At 57.9% G+C, this 18403-nt stretch carries 15 protein-coding genes and 2 pseudogenes; 8 read left to right on the top strand and 9 right to left on the bottom strand.

Annotated features, from left to right (window positions below):
- Nucleotides 1–38 precede the first annotated feature (38 nt).
- Nucleotides 39–932, bottom strand: a complete 894-nt coding sequence (locus ACF8R4_RS16870; protein WP_013972231.1) for a LysR family transcriptional regulator — start codon at nt 930–932, stop codon at nt 39–41.
- Nucleotides 933–1079: 147 nt separating this feature from the next.
- Here ACF8R4_RS16870 and ACF8R4_RS16865 point away from each other — a divergent pair, with 147 nt between their 5' ends.
- The 4 genes from ACF8R4_RS16865 to ACF8R4_RS16850 all read left to right on the top strand — a co-directional run bounded on the left by ACF8R4_RS16865 (nt 1080) and on the right by ACF8R4_RS16850 (nt 6286).
- Entirely contained in the window at nt 1080–2159 is a 1080-nt protein-coding gene (locus tag ACF8R4_RS16865; RefSeq protein ID WP_015270082.1) for a 4-oxalomesaconate tautomerase, read from the top strand.
- 73 nt (nt 2160–2232) lie between these two features.
- Nucleotides 2233–3546 (top strand): C4-dicarboxylate transporter DctA, encoded by a 1314-nt coding sequence (gene dctA / locus ACF8R4_RS16860; RefSeq protein ID WP_060500099.1) that lies wholly within the window; start codon nt 2233–2235, stop codon nt 3544–3546.
- Between the two features lie 123 nt (nt 3547–3669).
- Nucleotides 3670–4974, top strand: coding sequence for a CitMHS family transporter (locus tag ACF8R4_RS16855; protein WP_060500100.1), 1305 nt, complete (start codon nt 3670–3672; stop codon nt 4972–4974).
- 58 nt (nt 4975–5032) lie between these two features.
- Nucleotides 5033–6286, top strand: coding sequence for an OprD family porin (locus tag ACF8R4_RS16850; RefSeq protein WP_060500101.1), 1254 nt, complete (start codon nt 5033–5035; stop codon nt 6284–6286).
- A gap of 62 nt (nt 6287–6348) precedes the next feature.
- Here the strand turns inward: ACF8R4_RS16850 and ACF8R4_RS16845 are convergent, their stop codons facing one another.
- From ACF8R4_RS16845 to ACF8R4_RS16835, 3 genes and pseudogenes are all read right to left on the bottom strand, one after another.
- On the bottom strand, nt 6349–7248 hold the full coding sequence (locus tag ACF8R4_RS16845) for a DMT family transporter (protein ID WP_392492971.1): 900 nt from the start codon (nt 7246–7248) through the stop codon (nt 6349–6351).
- A gap of 23 nt (nt 7249–7271) precedes the next feature.
- Nucleotides 7272–8783 carry a GGDEF domain-containing protein gene (locus ACF8R4_RS16840; RefSeq protein ID WP_104834878.1) on the bottom strand — a complete coding sequence of 504 codons (1512 nt, stop codon included), beginning with the start codon at nt 8781–8783 and terminating at the stop codon, nt 7272–7274.
- A 160-nt stretch (nt 8784–8943) separates the two neighbouring features.
- Nucleotides 8944–9492, bottom strand: a pseudogene (locus ACF8R4_RS16835) (NAD-dependent dehydratase); the annotation flags it as partial.
- A 124-nt stretch (nt 9493–9616) separates the two neighbouring features.
- Between ACF8R4_RS16835 and ACF8R4_RS16830 the strand changes: the two are divergent.
- Nucleotides 9617–10003, top strand: a complete 387-nt coding sequence (locus ACF8R4_RS16830; protein WP_060500103.1) for a MerR family transcriptional regulator — start codon at nt 9617–9619, stop codon at nt 10001–10003.
- A gap of 297 nt (nt 10004–10300) precedes the next feature.
- Here ACF8R4_RS16830 and ACF8R4_RS16825 read toward each other — a convergent pair whose 3' ends face one another.
- Nucleotides 10301–11554, bottom strand: a complete 1254-nt coding sequence (locus ACF8R4_RS16825; protein ID WP_060500104.1) for an arsenic transporter — start codon at nt 11552–11554, stop codon at nt 10301–10303.
- Between the two features lie 7 nt (nt 11555–11561).
- Nucleotides 11562–12806, bottom strand: coding sequence for an MFS transporter (locus ACF8R4_RS16820; RefSeq protein WP_177337119.1), 1245 nt, complete (start codon nt 12804–12806; stop codon nt 11562–11564).
- 299 nt (nt 12807–13105) lie between these two features.
- On the opposite strand from ACF8R4_RS16820, the pseudogene ACF8R4_RS16815 reads away from it, so the two are divergent.
- A pseudogene (locus ACF8R4_RS16815) lies at nt 13106–13285 on the top strand (substrate-binding domain-containing protein); the annotation flags it as partial.
- Between the two features lie 455 nt (nt 13286–13740).
- A complete protein-coding gene (locus ACF8R4_RS16810; protein WP_104834874.1) occupies nt 13741–14673 on the top strand; it encodes a LysR family transcriptional regulator in 933 nt (310 codons plus the stop codon).
- A 28-nt stretch (nt 14674–14701) separates the two neighbouring features.
- Here ACF8R4_RS16810 and ACF8R4_RS16805 read toward each other — a convergent pair whose 3' ends face one another.
- On the bottom strand, nt 14702–16003 hold the full coding sequence (locus ACF8R4_RS16805; protein WP_200928493.1) for an amino acid permease: 1302 nt from the start codon (nt 16001–16003) through the stop codon (nt 14702–14704).
- Between the two features lie 56 nt (nt 16004–16059).
- Nucleotides 16060–17178: a PLP-dependent aspartate aminotransferase family protein gene (locus ACF8R4_RS16800; RefSeq protein ID WP_104834873.1), complete on the bottom strand. Its 1119-nt coding sequence runs from the start codon at nt 17176–17178 to the stop codon at nt 16060–16062.
- A gap of 163 nt (nt 17179–17341) precedes the next feature.
- On the opposite strand from ACF8R4_RS16800, the gene ACF8R4_RS16795 reads away from it, so the two are divergent.
- Nucleotides 17342–17953, top strand: coding sequence for a trimeric intracellular cation channel family protein (locus tag ACF8R4_RS16795; protein ID WP_104834871.1), 612 nt, complete (start codon nt 17342–17344; stop codon nt 17951–17953).
- 95 nt (nt 17954–18048) lie between these two features.
- Here ACF8R4_RS16795 and ACF8R4_RS16790 read toward each other — a convergent pair.
- A partial coding sequence (locus tag ACF8R4_RS16790; protein ID WP_392492967.1) for an HD-GYP domain-containing protein occupies nt 18049–18403 on the bottom strand: 355 nt, incomplete at its 5' end.

The following is an 18403-nucleotide window of genomic DNA, read 5'->3' as shown; positions in this document are numbered from 1 at the left end:
CCCCTGTGCCGCTCCGCGCGAAACGCAAGGCGTTTCGCTCACCGGTTGGGCCACTTATCCAGCAAGATCGACACGAACTTCTCTGCAGCTGGCGACAGCGATGCCCCTCGGCGATAGACCAATCCCAGGGTGCGGGTGACCTGGGGTTCGATCAGCGGCACGCTGACCAGCGTCGGGTGGTCGGCGCTGGGCATGGCCAGGCTGGGCATGGCCGACACGCCCAGCCCGGCCTCGACCATGCCCAGCGAGGTAGACAGGTGCTGAACTTCATAGAACCACTTGGGCCGCAGGTTGAGACCGGACAGGGCGTGGTCCAGCAGCATCCGGTTACCGCTAAGCCGGCCTACGCCGATCAGGCGGTAGTCGGCCAGTTCTGTCCAGGTGACGGCCTCGCGGTTCGCCAGCTTGTGGTCCCTGCGGCAGGCCAGGACGAAATGTTCCTGTACCAGGGAGACGAACTCGATGTCCGGGTGCTGGCCGCTCATCATGTTGATGCCGAAATCTGCTTCACCCCGCAGCACGGCCTCAAGCCCGTCGTTGGCGCTGAGGTCCAGCAGACGAATGCGGATCTTGGGGTATTGCTCGTTGTAGTCGCGGATCACCGACGGCAGGAAATAGAACGCCGCGGTCGGGATGCAGGCGAGGGTGACCTGGCCGGTCTGTCGTTCGGCGAGTTCGCGAATGCTCAGAATCGAGTCCTCAAAGTCATCCAGCAGGCGCCTGGCCTTCGGCAGGAAGTCACGGCCGACACTGGTCAGACTGACGCGACGGGTAGTGCGTTCCAGCAACGAAGTGCCCAAGCCTTCCTCGAGCTTCTTAATCCGTCGGCTCAAGGCGGGCTGGGACAGGTGCAGCGCTTCTGCGGCCTCGTGGAAGCTGCCGAGTTCGGCGATTTTCACGAAAGATCGTATGTCTTGCAGCTCATATTCCATCTCGGATCGCTCTTGGCATTGGGTTCGGTATTGATGCTCAAATCGGAACAATAACTACAATATTTGCATTGGATTGATTTATCCATCCCTGTCAATCTTTTGCCCACAGCATCAATGATGTCCATTGATCAACAAGAGTGCGAAATCATGCAACGAATTCCTTGCGTACTCATGCGCGGTGGCACCTCCAAGGGCCCCTTTTTCCATGCATGGGACCTTCCTGCCAATGTGGTCGAACGCGACGAATTGCTGATCAACCTGATGGGTTCCGGGCATGAACTGGAAATCGACGGCATCGGTGGCGGTAGCCCGCAGACCAGCAAGGTAGCGATTGTCAGCCCCTCGCTGCATGCCGACGCCGACGTCGACTACCTGTTCGTGCAGGTCATGGTCGCCCAGCGCCGGGTCGATACCGCGCCCAACTGCGGCAACATGCTGTGCGCCGTTGGCCCGTTCGCCATCGAGCAAGGTCTTGTCAAAGGCCAGGACGGCAAGACGCTGGTGCGTATTCGCAACCTAAACACCGGCACTTTCGTCAATTCGCTGGTGGAAACCCCCGGCGGCATCGTGCGCTATGAAGGCCGCACGGCGATCGATGGCGTACCGGGCACTGCCGCCCCGGTACACCTGACCTTCCTTGATGCGGTCGGCAGCAAGACCGGCAAACTGTTCCCGACTGGCAAGGCCAAGGATGTGATCGACGGCGTTGCGGTCACCTGCATCGACATGGCCATGCCAATGATGGTCGTGGAGGCCAGCCAGCTGGGCGTCACCGGCTCGGAATCCCCGGCCGAACTCGACGCCAACGGCGAACTGCTCGAGCGCCTCGAGGCGTTGCGCCTGAAGGCCGGCAAGGCCATGGGCCTGGGTGATGTCAGCGGCATGGTCATCCCCAAGCCTGTGCTGGTGTCCAAGCCCCGTTATGACGGCACGTTGCAGGTTCGCTACTTTATGCCGCACAACTGCCACCGCGCCTTGGCCATCACCGGAGCGATAGGGCTGGCGACTGCCTGCGTCAGCCCAGGTACGGTGATCGGCGATCTGCTGGGCGAGGGCGCCGTGCAGTTGACTGAAGTGCGTCTGGAACATCCAAGCGGCGGTATCGATGTCGCGCTGTCGCGCAGTGGCGCCGATGGCAAGACGATTCAGGCCTCTGTGGTGCGAACTGCCCGGCGGTTGTTCTCAGGCTTCGTTTACGCGCCTACATTCCGCAGGTTGGCGGGGTAGGCCCAGGCGGTAGTCCAGACCTGTACATTCGCAACAAGCGCATCCGCACAATTTCAACAATGGGTGATGCCTCATGAGACTCGCCAAATCGCTGTACTTCCAGATCCTCTGCGCCGTCCTGCTGGGCGTGGTGGTCGGTCACTTCTGGGCGCAACAGGCTGTTGCGCTCAAGCCTCTGGGTGATGCGTTCATCAAGCTGATCAAGATGATGATCGCGCCGGTGGTCTTCTGCACCATCGTCACCGGTATCGCCGGGATGACCGACAAGCGCTCCCTCGGGCGTTTGATGAGCAAGACCTTGCTGCTGTTCCTGGTATTGACTGTCATCAGCCTGATGATCGGCCTGGCAGCGGTATACCTGTTCCGCCCTGGTGTCGGCATGAACATCGACCCTGCCACGCTCAGCACTGCGGGGCTCGGCCAGTACGCCGCATCTGCGGCGAAGCTCAGCGTGGTCGACTTCTTCATGCACATCATTCCCGACACGTTCATCGGGGCGTTCAACAAGGGTGAAGTGTTGCCGGTGCTGTTCATCGCGGTGCTCAGCGGCTTCGCCTTGTCTTCGATGGGCGAGAAGGGCAAGCCGGTACTCGATGTGCTGGAGTCTGCCTCGACCATGGTGTTTCGCATCTTTGGCTACCTGATGCGTTTCGCACCGGTTGGCGCCTTCGGTGCCCTGGCCTTCACCGTCGGGCAGTATGGCGTGACGTCCCTGGGGGCACTGGCCAAGCTGGTAGGTACGCTCTACATCGCCTGTGCGTTTTTCGTGCTGGTGGTGCTTGGCGGCATCTGCCGTGCCCATGGCTTCAGCTTGTGGAAGCTGCTGCGCTATTTCCGTGAGGAGTTTCTGGTGGTGCTCGGCACCTCGTCCACCGAGCCTGTACTGCCGCGCATGCTGGAAAAGCTGGAGAAACTGGGCTGCAAGAAAGGTGTGGTCGGGCTGGTACTGCCAACCGGTTACTCCTTCAACCTAGACGGTACTGCCATCTACCTGTCGTTGGCGGCGGTCTTCATCGCTCAAGCTTGCAACATCGATCTGAGCCTTGGCCAGACGGTGACGATGCTGGCGATCATGCTGTTGTCGTCAAAAGGCGCGGCGGGTGTGACCGGTAGTGGTTTCGTTGCGCTGGCTTCGACCTTGACCGTCATTCACGACATCCCGCTGGCAGGGCTTGCCTTGCTGATCGGCATCGATCGCTTCATGTCCGAGGCGCGTGCCCTGACCAGCCTGGCCAGCAATGCCGTGGCCACGGTGGTCATCTCGCTGTCGGAGAATGCCTGTGAGCGGGATACCTTGCTGCGCCGCCTGAACGGCATTCCGGCTGCACCGGACGAGGCGGATATTGCGCAGGCCGACTGGTCTGCCGAGCCTCGACATCACGGTTGAACAGCCTCTTCACCTTCCATAGTTGACTTAGAATCCCACTCAGCATCCTTGCGATGCCGAGTGGGGTAGGGGGCCGTCTGCTTTGCCGATGGCCGCAATAGAATAAAAACAAGAGAAAAGACCATGCTCGCACTCCTGGGCCTGATCATGGTGGTGACCTTCACCTACCTGATCATGAGCAAACGCCTGTCGCCAATCGTTGCGCTCACCGTGGTACCCATTGTCTTTGCTGTGATCGGCGGCTTCGCCCCCGAGCTGGGCAAGATGATGCTCGATGGCTTGAAAATGGTGGCGCCCTCGGCGGCCCTGTTGTTGTTCGCCATCCTGTTCTTCGGCCTGATGATCGATGCCGGCCTGTTCGACCCGCTGATCCGCAAGATCCTCAAGCGCGTCAATGGCGACCCGGTCAAGATCGCCATCGGTACCGCGCTGCTCTCGCTGCTGGTGGCGCTCGACGGTGATGGCACCACCACCTACATGATTACCTGTGCGGCCATGCTGCCGCTGTACAAGCGCATCGGCATGAACCCGATGATCCTGGCCACGGTATCCATGCTGTCGCTGAGCATCATGAGTGGCATGAGCCCTTGGGGTGGGCCGGCCACCCGGGCCATTGCCGCGCTCGGGCTGGATGCGACCGAGTATTTCATCCCGATGCTGCCCACCGTGATCGGCGGTGCGGCCTGGGTGGTGTTCACCGCGTTCCTGCTGGGCCGCGCCGAGCGCCGACGCATCGGCAACATCGCCCTGGAGTCGGGTGGCGGCAACTGCTACATCAAGGAAATCCTCGGCGAGAGCCCACATAAGCGCCCACGCCTGGCGTATGTGAACCTGGTGCTGGTGATTGCCGTGATGACGGCTCTGGTGATGGGTGTCATGCACGCGGCACTGTTGTTCATGATCGGTTTCGTCGCGGCCCTGATGATCAACTACCCGCAGCTGGAACTGCAGAAGGAGCGCATCCTTGCCCATTCGGGCAACGCCATGACCGTGGTGCTGCTGGTGTTCGCCGCAGGCATCTTCGCGGGGATCTTCTCGGGTACCAAGATGGTCGATGCGCTGGCTCAGACCCTGGTCGACTGGATTCCCGACGCGTGGAGCCACTGGTTCCCGCTGGTGGTGGCGCTGACCAGCATGCCGCTGACCTTCGTACTGTCCAACGATGCTTACTACTTTGGCGTGGTGCCGATCCTTGCCAACGCTGCGGCCGCCTACGGCATCGACCCGGTTGAAATCGCCCGCGCCTCGGTGCTGGGGCAGCCAGTGCACCTGATGAGCCCGCTGGTGGCCTCGACCTTGCTGCTGGTGGGCATGGTCGATCGCGACATCGGTGACTTCCAGAAGGCCACCGTGAAATGGGCGGTGCTGACATCGCTGGTCATCACCGCGCTGGCCTTGGTCACAGGTGCCTTGTCCTTCTTCGTCTGATCTGCTTTGGGCGCCGCTGGCGCCCACCTCATCCAAGAACAACAACAGAGTATCGAACATGTCCCGAACTGTTTTCCGCCGGGCCACCTGTGGCCTGCTCTGCGGCTGGCTGCCTGTGGCCGGCGCTGCCGGATTCATCGACGACGGCAAGCTCAAGCTGCAGCTGCGCAACGTTTACTTCAACGAGAACTTCCGCGACGAACAAGGCATGAGCGCCCGCGCTGCTGCAACTGCCAAGAGCGAGCGGGTGGAGTGGGCACAGGGTTTTTTGCTGGACTACCAATCGGGGTTCACTCAAGGCCCGCTGGGCCTGGGGCTCGATGCCCTGGGGCTTGTAGGCGTACGGCTTGATTCGGGCCGCGGCCGCAGCGGTACCGGCTTGCTGCCGGTCCATGACGATGGCCGTGCTGCTGACGAGTTCGCCAGTGCCGGGGTGACGGCCAAGGCGCGACTGGGGCAGACCGTGGTCAAGCATGGCACCTTGCTGCCCAAGACGCCGGTGCTGGTCTACAACGATGCGCGGTTGTTGCCGCAGACCTACCAAGGTACGCAGCTGACCAGTACCGATGTCGATGGTCTGACCTTGACTGCCGGCCACCTGGACCGCTTCAAACAGCGAGATTCCTCCGACAGTACTGGACTGTTCCTGGATGGCTACAGCGGCGGGGAGTCTGGCGACTTCAACTTTGCCGGTGCCGACTATGCCGTCAGCAAGCAGCTGCGCTTGAGTTACTTCCACGGCCAGCTCGAACACTTCTACCGCCAGGACTATGTCGGCCTGATCCATGACCTGCCGTTGGCCGGCGGTGTGTTCACCACCGACTTGCGCTATTTCAAGAGCCGCGACAGCGGAGCCGCTCACGGTGGCGAGATCGACAATGACATGTTCAGCGGGCAGCTGTCCTACACACACACTGGGCACACGGTCGGTGCCGGTTACCAGGTGCTCGACGGCGAGGCCGGGCTGCCGTACATCAGCGGTGCGACGGTCTACTCGTTCAGCAACGTGGGTATCGGCAAATTCATCGAGGAGGAAGAGAAAACCTGGATGGCGAGCTATGCCTACAACTTTGCTGCGGCCGGTGTCCCCGGGCTCACGTTCATGGCGCGCTACCTGAGCGGCGACAACGGTCGCTCTGCTGATGCCGGGCTAAGCGAGTGGGAGCGTGACGTGGAGCTTGCCTACGTGGTGCAATCCGGACCGGTGAAAGGGTTGGGCGTGAAACTTCGCAACTATGTCTACCGTTCTGACTTTTCCCGAGGTCGCGACAGCAACCGGATCTATCTGACCTACGATATAGCGGTTTGGTAATGCGGCAGCGCGAGCATGCGCTCTTGGAGCGCTTGCTCGCCAGGTGCAGGCAGAAAAACGAATCACGCTCCGGACGGCTGTGGCGCTTTCTTGCCTAACCGGATCAGCTCGTTGGAGAAACACAGTCCGCTGAGAATCAATCCGGCCCCAAGGTACAAGGTGTCTCGAGGTACCTCATTGAGGATCACGAACGCCAGCAGCGCGGCAAACAGCGGTTCAGTCAGTTCCAGTGCCTGGACTTGCGATGGCTTCAGATACTCGATGGCCTTGGTGGTACAGAAGAAGCCGAGGATGGTCGGCAACGCAGCCAGAGCCAGCAATGCCATGACCGCCGCCAACGAAAGCTCTCCGATGATGAACCCATCGGTCGCAGCCGGCATCAGCAGGTAAAGACTGCCGAAAAACAACAGTTGGCGAGTGAAATGCAGCCCCCCGGAAACGCCCATGCGCTTCATGGCAACCGAAAAAGCGCCATAACCGCAGCCTCCGATCGAAGCGAGCACTGCGCCCTGCAGCGTGAAGCCTTGTTCCAGATCGGCTCCAAAGATTACGGCAATACCGGCTATCGTCAATCCGGCGCCTACTGTGGCGTTGGCGGTGATTGGGTCCTTGAGGACTATCCGTGCCAGCAGTATCGAAGAAATGGAGGCGCTCGCCATCAGGATCACCACGACACCTGCCGCGGCGTAATGGCTATAGGCTGAGGTTTCAAAGTGGAACAGCACAAAAATGCCGAGAAAGGCGCAAACAGCCGCAGGGAGCCACTTGGCCGTATGCAGGGGCCGCTTGAGGAACATGAGCAAGGCTGACAGCAGCAGGCAGCCAAGTACGGTTTTTATCAGGGCGATGCTACTGGAGCTGAATCCACTGTTCATTAACACCTTGCTGAGTACGCCGATCGTTGCATTCAGTGCTGCGGCGCAGAGTGCGAAGAGGACGCCTTTGCCGAAATGAGATTGCATCAATACTTTCCTTGTCACTGGGTTCATACATTCGCCCCGTCGATATGCAGGCGATTGCGGCCCGCTTGCTTGGCGATATAGAGCGCCTGGTCGGCGCGTTCAATCAGTGACGGCGCGATGTCGAGGGCTGCTCCATCGGAGCAGGCGATGCCGATACTGGCGGTTACTTGTCCGAAAGGGCTGCCTTCGTGAGGGATATGTTGCAAGGCCAGGCGCTCGAGCATCAGCCTGGCAACGACGGTTGCTCCATCATTGTCGGTATCGGGCAGGATCACAGCCATTTCCTCACCCCCGTAGCGTGCCAGCAGGTCGCGAGGGCGGCGGATGCAGGAGGAGAGCAGGTGAGCCATCTGCTGCAGGCAGGCATCGCCAGCCGGATGCCCATAGGTGTCGTTGTAGCGCTTGAAATGATCGATGTCGATCATCAGCAGAGCCAGCGTGGTCCCATCTCGATGGGCCATGCGGATCTCCTGGGTCAGCGCTTCGTCAAAGCAGCGCCTGTTGGCAAGCCCCGTCAGCGCATCATGCATCGCTTGGCGTTCGAGCTGTTGGTTGCTCTCAAGCAACTGCTGTTGGGTCAGTCGCAGTTCGTTTTCGACCGCGCTTCGCCGGCTCATGGCTCGAATCAGCAGCCAGCCAATGGTTCCGGTCAGTGCGAGCAGCGCAGCGACCACCATCGACGACAGCAGCGCCTCGAGGCGCCAGGCTGCAAGTGCTTCCTGCTTGCCCAGCGCGACCGTTGTCACCAGGGGTAGCTTGTCACTCTTGCGAAACGCATAGAGGCGCTCTACGCCGTCCAGGCTGGAGGTGAAGGAGGCGGTGCCGGCTGACTGTTCGATGAGGTAATCGGCGAAGATTGGCGACTTCGAAAAGTTGCGCCCCATGTCCTGTTCCCGAAACGGATAGCGCACCAGCATGGAGCCATCGGTAAAGGCCAGCCCGATGGCACCGTCATGGCCAACGTCCAGCTTGCCGAAAAGCTGCAGGAAGTTCTCCACGCCAAGCGTCATGGCAACAACACCGGCGAATGCTCCGCGGTCATCGTTGAATCGCCGGCTGATGGTGATCACCCATTCCTGGGTGACGCGGCTTCGGATTGGCAAGCCGATGAAGGGGTCGCGGGACGGGTCATCACGGTGGTGGATGAAAAAGGCTCGGTCGCTGCTGTTGACACCGACGGGGGTCGGCTGGTTGGACGACATCAGCCAGCGCCCGTCCTTGGAGTAGATCATAATGCCGCTCATCGGCGGCATTAATGGTTGCTGGCGCTTGACCAGTTGATCCAGACGTTCGATCTGCGCAGGTCCGGCGCCCTCGGTTTCCAGGCGCTCGACCAGGCCAAGCAACTGCATCGAGCTCTGGCGGACGATACCTTCCGAATAGGTGGACAGTGCCTGTGTCAGGTTAAGGCCGTGGATATTGACGTCTTCCAGGGCGCGCTCTCGAGAGGCCATGACCTTCCACAGCGTTAACGAGGCGAGAGAGCAACCGATGACCGATAGCAGTAGCACAACGAGGTGGATGTCACGCTTCACGTCAATTCACACACCTTTTTCCCTAAAGAGCAAATTGAGCGTCGACACACTTTAACTAACCAGGCGGTCAGGAAGTAACCAGCCGGTTCATCTTCAACAATATAACACCGTAGTTGCCGGAGTGTTCGCCAGAATTACGCGTTCTAGCAGAATCTGTTTGTTATCTTCCGGCAGGATTTGCAGACGTGTGAACATGACGACTGGGCAAGTGATCCTGGACGTACCGCACGGTCTTTTCCAGCGCTCGCGCCATGTCGGGATGTGCCAGTTGATACTTGTGTTTCAGTTGCTGGCTGTCACTCATGTCGAAGCGCTGCGTCTGGACGAAGTTCAGTGACTCGGCGCTGATCGATAATCGGGTGGCCAGTCCGGGAATCGCCAATAGCCACTTCAGCAATCCTATAGGTACATGGCGGCGGGGAGCCCTTATATTCAGCGTTTGTGCCAATTGCTCGAGCATACCCTGCAGGCTTGGCGTGTGCTCATACAGCGCCAACACCTGCCGGTTGGCCATTGACGGGTCGAACGCCACGCAGGTCATCATCTTTACCAGGTAATCGACGCTGACCAATGGCCACCAGTGCCTGGCGGAACCCGGGACAGCCTTGAACCGGCCCAGTGCCAGATTTCGAATGAGATCTAACAGAGGTTGTCCTTTAGGGATGTGCCCACTCTCGCTGTGACCACACACCGTAGCAGGATGAACGAGATTTTGACCCACAAACCCACTGCCGCCTGTGACGAAGCACTCCACGCTCCTACCTGAATCCTTGTTTGAATGATCGGCGCAGGCTAAGGTGTAGAGCGTACTCTACAGTCAAGGAGTTTTTACTGTGAATGTTGGAGAGTTGGAGCGCCGGAGTGGAGTCGGCCGCCATACATTGCGCTATTACGAGCAACTCGGGCTTATCGTGGCTCATCGCCAAGCCAACAACTACCGCAGCTACAGCGATCAGACCGTTGTTGATCTGGCCTTTATTCAAAGTGCCCAGAGCGGCGGTTTTTCGCTCGCCGAGATCGGCGACATCCTTGCGGCCAAGCGGGGCAATACGATCGATTGTGCGCAAGGCGCGATGTTGGTGGCCAGCAAGATGGCCGACATTCAAGCGAAGATCACCACGCTGCAAGCCGCCTATGCCCTTCTGGGCGCGGAGCGCGCAAAGCTTGAAGCCAGTGCCGTTGCCAACGGGCTGACCATTGCTCACCTTCCTGCGATTTAGCATACCGCAACGCGGTAGCTGGTCTGTGGATACTGCCGCTATCGACAGCGCCGAAGCAGCCCGCCGCGCCGCCATGTGCTCTCCGAACTGCCGTAGCGGTCCGTCGATACGAATCGAGAACTGGCGAAAGCATATGAAAGAGGCCGAATAGCGGGGCTGGCGTGCGAGATTTCTTACAGGGATCTTACCCGGTAAGGACAACGTTACTCATGGCGAGGTCGTTCGGATTCGGAGCCAGCTGGAGCCAGGGCAGGGGCGTATTAAGTGACCCCTCGCTGTAAGCGGGTACGCACAGCTTCACACACAAAGTGCCAGTAGTGCTGCTGCCAGTGCTGGGGGCATCACAAGCAGCCCTAGGCGCAAAAAGCTCCAGGCGCTGACATGCTCGCCTTCGCGACGGATCGCCACCAGCCACAAAAGAGTGGCCAGTGAACCGGTAATCGACAGGTTCGGCCCTAGGTCGACACCAATTAGCAGCGCAGCGGTCGCCTGCTGGGGTAGCGTCACTAAAGAATTCATGGACCCGGCTATCAGCCCAGCCGGTAAATTGTTCATCAGGTTGCTGGCAATGGCCACGCCCACGCCGCCCATCCAACTGGCCCCGATCGGTGACTCTGCGGCCAGGATGGCCAGCGCCTGGGCAAGTCGCACGATCAGGCCGGTCTGGGTGACAGCTTCAACCAGTATGAACAAGCCCGCCACCAGCGGCAGCACGCCCCACGCCACATGGCGCAGTACCCGCATCGGGCTGCGCCGCTGGCGTAAGTGGATCAGCGCGGTGGTCGCCACGCCGGCACAGAACGTCGGCGGGCCTAGTGCCCAGTCCAACGCTGATGCGCCGAGCAGCAAAGTAGCGGTGAGTCCGATGCCCAGCGCGCACAGACGGGCGCCGGGAGACAACGGTTGGGTATCCACATTCATGGTCAGCGGTCGGCGGATCTGCCGGCGTTGGGCGAGTCGCAGCACCAGATAGGTCAAAACGATCGCCGCAAGCGACGGCAGGCTGAACTGTCTCAGCCAGTCCTGTAGCGGGGGCATCTGGCTGCCGAAGACCACCAGGTTGGCTGGGTTGGAAATCGGCAGCACGAAACTGGCGGCGTTGGCGGTGAAGGCGCAGATGAACAGGTAGGGTAAAGGTTCGGCCTTGGCAGCCTTGCACGCCGCATACACCGCCGGGGTCAGCACAACCGCGGTGGCATCGTTGGACAGGAATACGGTGACCAGGGTGCCTACCAGAAAAACGAGGTCGAACAGCCGTTGCCCCGAACCCCGTGCGTGGCGGACCGCATAGCGGGCCAGCCAGTCGAAAAGCCCTTCCTGGCGAGCAAGCTCGGCCAGCACCATCATGCCTACCAGGAACAGGTACACATCGCCGCCTTCGGCCACTGCTAATAGAGCGTTGCGCGGTGTGATCAGGCCCAGGCCAACCAGCAGCAGCGCGCCGCCCATGGCCCAGACGAATTCCGGGATCCGCCAAGGGCGCAGGATGACTCCACAGGTGGCCAGAGCGGCGACCGCCCAGATAATCGAAGCGTTTTCGCTGAGAGGCATGAGGCGTTTAGTTCTCGGCAGGGGTCGGCAGGAGCGATGGCGTGACGCGAAGGTGAGTCTCGGGCAGCGCCATCAGCACTAGTACGAATGCGACCGAGGCAATGCCAGCCAAGGTCAAGAATGCAGCATCGTAGCCGGCTGCTTCAACAACTAGCCCAGCAATGCCAGGGCTGAGCGCAGCACCCAGCCCGCACACCGCCGCTAGCGCGCCGAGGCTGACATTGAAGCGGCCAGTGCCTTCGGTCAAATCCTTGACTACGATCGGGAACAACGCACCGAAGATGCCAGCGCCGATTCCGTCGAGCAATTGCACCCCAATCAGCCAGAATGGGTTGTCGGACGCCACATACAGGGCTCCACGAAGCGCTAAAATGAAGAAGCCGGCCAGCAGGAACGGCCTGCGCCCCCAGATCTCGGCCTTTGCTCCCACCAGCAGCGCCATTGGCACCATCACCAACTGCGCAGCGACGATGCAGGCGGATGTGAGCGGTGTGGCCAAGCGCAGGTCGACTTGCGCCAGCTTCTGGCTGACCAGCGGAAGCATCGCCGCGTTGGCCAAGTGGAACAAACCGCAGCACACAGCGAATACCAAGAGAGTGCGGTTGTGCAAAAGGACCTTTAGCTTGGCAACGCTCTCATCACAGCCCGGACCATGGGCAAGGCCGCGAGCCAACTGGTGGTCGATGGCTGCTGCCGGCACACGACCCACTGCCACAATGCTGGCTACGGTCATGACCGCCATGAGATAGAACACGACCACCGGGCCGAACAGGTACGCCGAGCCACCGGCCAGTAAGGCTGAGAAGGCGTTGCCCGCATGGTTGAAAGTCTCGTTGCGACCCACCCTTCGAGTGAAGGCCTTGGGGCCTGCGATGCCCAGCGAGATAGCGGCAATCGCCGGAGCGAACAGTGAACCGGCTATTGCACCGACCGTCTGGGTTAAGGCCACTCCGCCGAACGACGAAATCCACGGCAGCAGCAGGCAGCTGCCGGTCACCAGCACGGCGGCGGTCACCACCACCGCACGCTTAGCCGTCGCGCGGTCAATCAAGGCTCCAGCCGGCGTTTGCGCCACCAGTGCCGCAATGCCTGCCAGGCTCATTACCAAGCCAATGCTCGCCGGCTGCCACTGATGCACGGCAAGTAGGTAGATGGCGAGGTAGGGGCCGAGGCCGTCACGCACGTCAGCCAGGAAGAAGTTCAGCCAGTCAAGGGCGCGGTCGTTTGAAGCAGGGCGGCTTGAGTGTTCCAAGGATGCAGTCTCTAACAAACAATGGGGAGCGCGATGGGCAGCCAATGATGATGCCGCTCATCTGCGGCCTCTACGGGGGCTGACGCCGAACCAGCTCGCTGGGACGCTCGATTTGCGCAGCTCCGACGCCCTCTGTGACGCTAGTGCTAAATGAAAGGAATCCAGACGAGGAGGGGTGGAGAGATACAAGGTGTCGACCCGCCTTTGACGAGCCCAATGATCATACTGTAGATGCCATTTGCGGGTAGAAAAGTAAAACGTTCTTAATCTTGATTAATCACAAGTATGAGCCCCGCTCCGACACCGTCGGTCTGATCCCAGCTGAAGCGCAGAAAGTGACCATGTATTCGGGCGCTGTTGTCAGTAAGAGCCAGCATCATGCCGCAGCCCAGGCGCTCCTAGACTATCTGGCATCGCCTGAAACCGACGCAGCGATCAAAGACAGTGGCTTGACGCCGCTCCCCCATGCAGCAAGCTGACTGCGAGCGCCGACATCGACACAGGGGCTGCGGCACGACACGCCGGTCTTGGCGCAGCCCTCGCTCTGCGAGTGTCTGCTTTGGGTCCAAAGCGATCGCTTGCGAAGGGCACCTACCGACCCATTGCAGCCATTCAGCACTGCCAGAATTCGCCCTTAGCGGACGGTGGGGGTTTGTAGCCTTCCGTATGCCTGACGCCTAATCAATATCCATCGTTCACTTGAGGTACTTCACAACTTTTGACTAGCAATCGAACTAATTTTTTATGTGTTCAGGGAAACGAATTTGATCAGCGCGAAAATATTTCACTATCCCAGCAACTACTTTTCACCTAAAATTAGCCATGCCGCTGAAAAATGATAGTTGCTTGAGTTTAATATGTTTTTCTATTGGGGGGTTGCCAACCCTGTCATGCATTCAGCGTTTACTGTAATCGCCTCTTAAGGGGATGAGCGATGAAAATCAACATGTATCGGGAGCTTGAGGTTTTTCGTGCCGTCATGCTCGCCGGAAGTACAAGCATGGCCTCGAAAATGCTGGAGATTACCCAGCCAGCTGTAAGCCAGCAGATAAAGAAACTTGAAAGTAAGTACGATGTTGTGTTGTTTGAGCGTAATCGCGGGCGTTTGGTTCCTACCCGCGAAGCACATGCCTTGATGGAGCAGGTTGAGACTTTCTTCAACGGCTTAGCGATGCTTGATCACAAGCTTCGGTCGCTGAAAAGCAGTGTAAAGTCGAGTCTGCGTCTTGCTGTGCATCCCGCCTATGGAAATTTCTTGGCTCCAATGGCCATTGCACGCTTTCGTCAGAAGTTTGATGTGCCGGTGTTCTTTGAGGTATGCAGCTCAGCCAGCGCTTACCAACGGGTACACTCTGGTGAGATTGACTTCGGCATAATTGCAAACGAAATCGAAACGAAAGACTGCGAGCAGTACAATTTCTGCAGTGCTAGAGGATTGATTGTTTCGCCACCTGGCCTTATAGGTGGACACGTTAAGGAGCTAACGACATCTGATTTGCTAAAGTATCCATTCGTGGCCATGAACGCTGAGGATCACACGCGCCTAGAGCTGGAAGCACATATGGGCGCTGCGGCAAAGCAACTTGATATTGCCGTACAAACCCCCTATGCCCTGACGGTTTGTGAACTGGTGGCTCAAGGCGTTGGCGTCGGCTTGGCGCATCCTATTGTGGCGTCTAGCTACTTGCCTGACAAACTAGAAGCAAGGTTGCTTGATAAAGAAGTGCGTTTTACGTCTAAGTTGATTTTTCGGAAAGACTCTAGGCTGTCTTTGGAAGCAAAGGAGCTGATACGTCTACTCAGGATCCAATTGGAAGGCGATATCAAACGCTTGGATAATCTACTTGGATTCAGTGTGTTGGATTGAAAAGGAAGTCCGTTTCCTTTTGCAGGTTTTAGTGCAGGAGGTATTTGATGATATTCTGTACGCCGTTGAACAGACACAGCAGGCCGATGGTCAGTACAAAGTAGTTAACCAGTCCGCCTCGCAGGTGGTGGAGTCTCGGCGACTTGTAAAACGCATACTGTGGCAGGAAGTACACCACAAATACGCTGACCGGCACCATGAAGTATTTGATCAGCATGATGATGTCGAGGTTTGGAATGGCGGGGATCACGGTAATCGCGAAGACCAGCGTCAGGATAATGGCCTTCATCATCCCACCGTCGACAAACTCGGTGCTGCTGCCGAAGTAGTTTTTCGCAATGCCCTTCAGGCTTTCTCGGGTAGCCAGGTACTGAGCCAGGTACGCCTTCAAGGCTGCGAAGAAGATGATGATCTGGGAACTGATCGCCAGCCACGGGTTATCGAATTTTCTTGCCATGTAGGACAAGGCTGTCAGGTTCTCGCCGCGAGCTGCCTGAAGCTCCTGTGGCGAGAGGGCGAAAATGCAGCTCCATGCAAAGAACACCACAGTCACCACGACCACAACGATTGCGATCAGCAAGGTACGTCCGATTCGCTGCTGAGCTTCAGAGCCATACTGCTTCTTGTAGTGCGCAACGAAGCTCGAGACGATTGGTGTGAAGCTGAATGCGTAGATCACCATCGGCAACGACGACCACACCGAGCCCATGATGCCGCTCACTCCACCATAGTCATGCGCCGTGGCCATGAACGATGTGTTCCAATGTGGGATGCCCATCAGGCCAAAGAAGATGAGGGAGAAAATGAACGGGAATACGATGAGCCCGATGGCTTTAACAACGAAAGTTGTTTTGCCTTGAGCGATCAGAAGCGCCGTTAACGTGACTCCGATTACGACCAGCGGGCGGTTCAATCCAGGGATGCCGAGCTGAGTATTGAAGAAGTCGATGAAGGTGTTCGACATAGTGATTGCGTAGACGACAAGTGATGGGAAAATCATCATGAAGTACGCAATGCTCAGCACTCTAACGGCGCGATCCCCAAGCAATTCCCTCGTCGTGTCGACGATATTGCTGGTGGATTCGGCTGTTACGGTACCACTTGAAATATACTGACAAAGCACTCGATAGCTGTAGTAGGTAATCGGGAATGCGATCAGCGTCAGAATGAGCATTGCCCAAAAGCCGGACAGCCCAAGGCTGATAGGCCAGAACAACGAACCACCTCCGACAGCGCAGCCATAGATGCCGAGAACCCAAAGAAAATCATCTTTCGTGAAGCGTTTCTTACAGATTTCAGGTTTTACCGCCTGCATCGTAATTTCGGTCATTTTATGTCGTCTCTTGTTCTTTTTGTGGTTACATGATCAACGATTTTTGGCAAAGCTTACTGAACTTGATTGAGTGCCTTTTTCAAATCCTCCAAGAGCACATCTACTGGTTCCAGGCCGATAGATAGCCGGATCAATGAGGTGTTGATTTTATTGTGCTGCCGACCCGCCATGACTTGCTGTGGGTAGAATGCAGCGAGACTATGTGTGCCGCCCCAGCTTGCGCCAATTGCAAAGGTGCTAAGGGCATCAAAGAAGTTGCCAATACGCTCGTCTGATTTGAGCGAGAAGGAAAACAGCGAGCCTGGGCCGTTGAAGAGGTTTTTGTACAACTGGTGATCTTCAGCGCTCTCCAATGCTGGGTAGTACACCTTTTCAACCAGCGGGTGGGATTCCAGCCAATTGGCGATAGCGAGTGTGCTCTTGCCCTGGTGCTCGAGCCTCAGTGGATAAGTCTCCAGGCCCCGGAGGGTCAGGTAGCAATCATCTGGACTCACGTACATGCCCAGTAGGTCTTGCTGCAGACGCATGCGCTTGTAGAGCTCTGTGTCATTGGTCGTGACGCTTCCCATTAGGAGGTCGGAGTGCCCGCTGATCACCTTCGATAGCGCCTCGACAACCAGGTCGACCCCATGCGCAATGGGCTGGAAGTTCAGGGGGCTCGCCCAGGAGTTATCGATCAGCGTGAGGATGGAATGCTTCTTCGCAGTCCGCACGATGCTTTGAACGTCCTGCATCTCCATGGTGATCGACCCAGGAGACTCCACGAGGATTAGCTTGGTGTTGGGTTTGACGAAGTCCTCGATGGCCTGAGGCAATCCATCGGGGAGGAAAGTGACCTCGATACCGAATGACCGGATGTTGTTGGCGAGGAACTCGCGAATGGGCCCATAGCAGTTGTCTGGTGCGATCACGTGATCGCCGGCCTTCAGGAAGCTCAGCAGGACGAGTACCAGGGCAGCCTGCCCAGAGGGTAAAGCCACGGTATGTGCTGCACCGTGCAGCATAGAGATTGCCTGCTCCAGCTCACGGTTCGTCGGGGTTCCGGTCAGGCCGTAGCTGAAGCCATCAGGCTGACGCTCGCGACGGTTTGCAAAGTCGGCGAAGTTATCAAAGACGACTGTGGACGCCCGGTGAATGGTGGGCACGAGGCTCTTAAACGGTTGGGTTTTCATTGCTTTTTCATTCTTTTCGAAGGGGTGAGGAGAGGCTATTCCCCGACCTTGAATGGATCAATATTCTGGGCTTATAGGGCGATAAGCGTGGCTTATTGAGTGCCAATGTATTTGTATGAAGTCAGAAGGTAGAGTTATCCATCTGATAATTTAGGTACTACCCATGCTTCATTACATATATTTAATGGCGATCACCGCAGAAGCGATGACAGGGGCATTGTCTGCAGGGCGAAGAGGCATGGATTGGTTTGGCGTAATACTGGTGGCTTGTGTCACAGCGCTAGGAGGTGGGTCGGTACGTGACATAGTGCTCGGTCATTATCCGCTCACCTGGGTAAAGCACCCCGAATATCTAATTCTTACCAGTATTGCAGCACTTTTCACCGTCATGATCGCACCATTGATGAGGCACTTGAGATCGCTATTTCTGGTTTTGGACGCCATTGGCCTCATCGCGTTTACTTTGATCGGATGCCAGACCGCGCTCGATATGGGGTACGGATTATTAATTGCTTCCTTGAGTGGCGTTGTGACAGGTGTTTTTGGTGGCGTACTTCGCGATATTTTTTGCAATGATATTCCGCTGGTGTTTAGGCGCGAACTCTATGCGGGTGTTGCATTCGTTGCTTCTTGGTTCTACTTCGCCTGCGACTACTTAGGGCTCTCACATAATCAAGCGATTCTCCTCACCTTTCTAGGAGGTTTTGCTTTCAGGCTTTTGGCTATTCGCTTCCACTGGGAAATGCCCAAGTTTCAATATAGCGATGAGGGGTAGTAAATATGTCCAATCTAAGGGATATAGGCTAGTGTGGTGTTTCAGAAACACCCCACTAGGTTTCACTGAAGGGGTAAGCGCGTGGGTGAGCACATTCAGCGCATCGGCGACGCATCGGTATTGATCGCTCGATCGATGGGACAGCCAGCCAACTGGTGCGAGCGCTTGAGAATGGCGGCGCCGATGCATGACCTCACATCGCAAAGCGCCACGATGCGCGCTTCAAGAGAGATTTGCTCGCCAGACAGCCCACGCGGGTGGCCGGTGCCATCCCATTTTTCGTGATGCCAGTATGCGATGTGCGCCGCCATCTCGGTCAGTTCATCCATCGTGCCATCATGCAGGATGCTATAGCCAATTTCTGGATGGCCCATGATCACTTGACGCTCTTGCGCCGTGAGGACGCCCTCCTTGAGCAAGATGTGGTCGGCAATCCCGATTTTGCATTTA

Source organism: Pseudomonas sp. FYR_2 (genome assembly GCF_043106425.1).
Taxonomy (GTDB): Bacteria; Pseudomonadota; Gammaproteobacteria; order Pseudomonadales; family Pseudomonadaceae; genus Aquipseudomonas; species Aquipseudomonas monteilii.
This window is presented reverse-complemented; position numbering and strand designations above follow the sequence as displayed.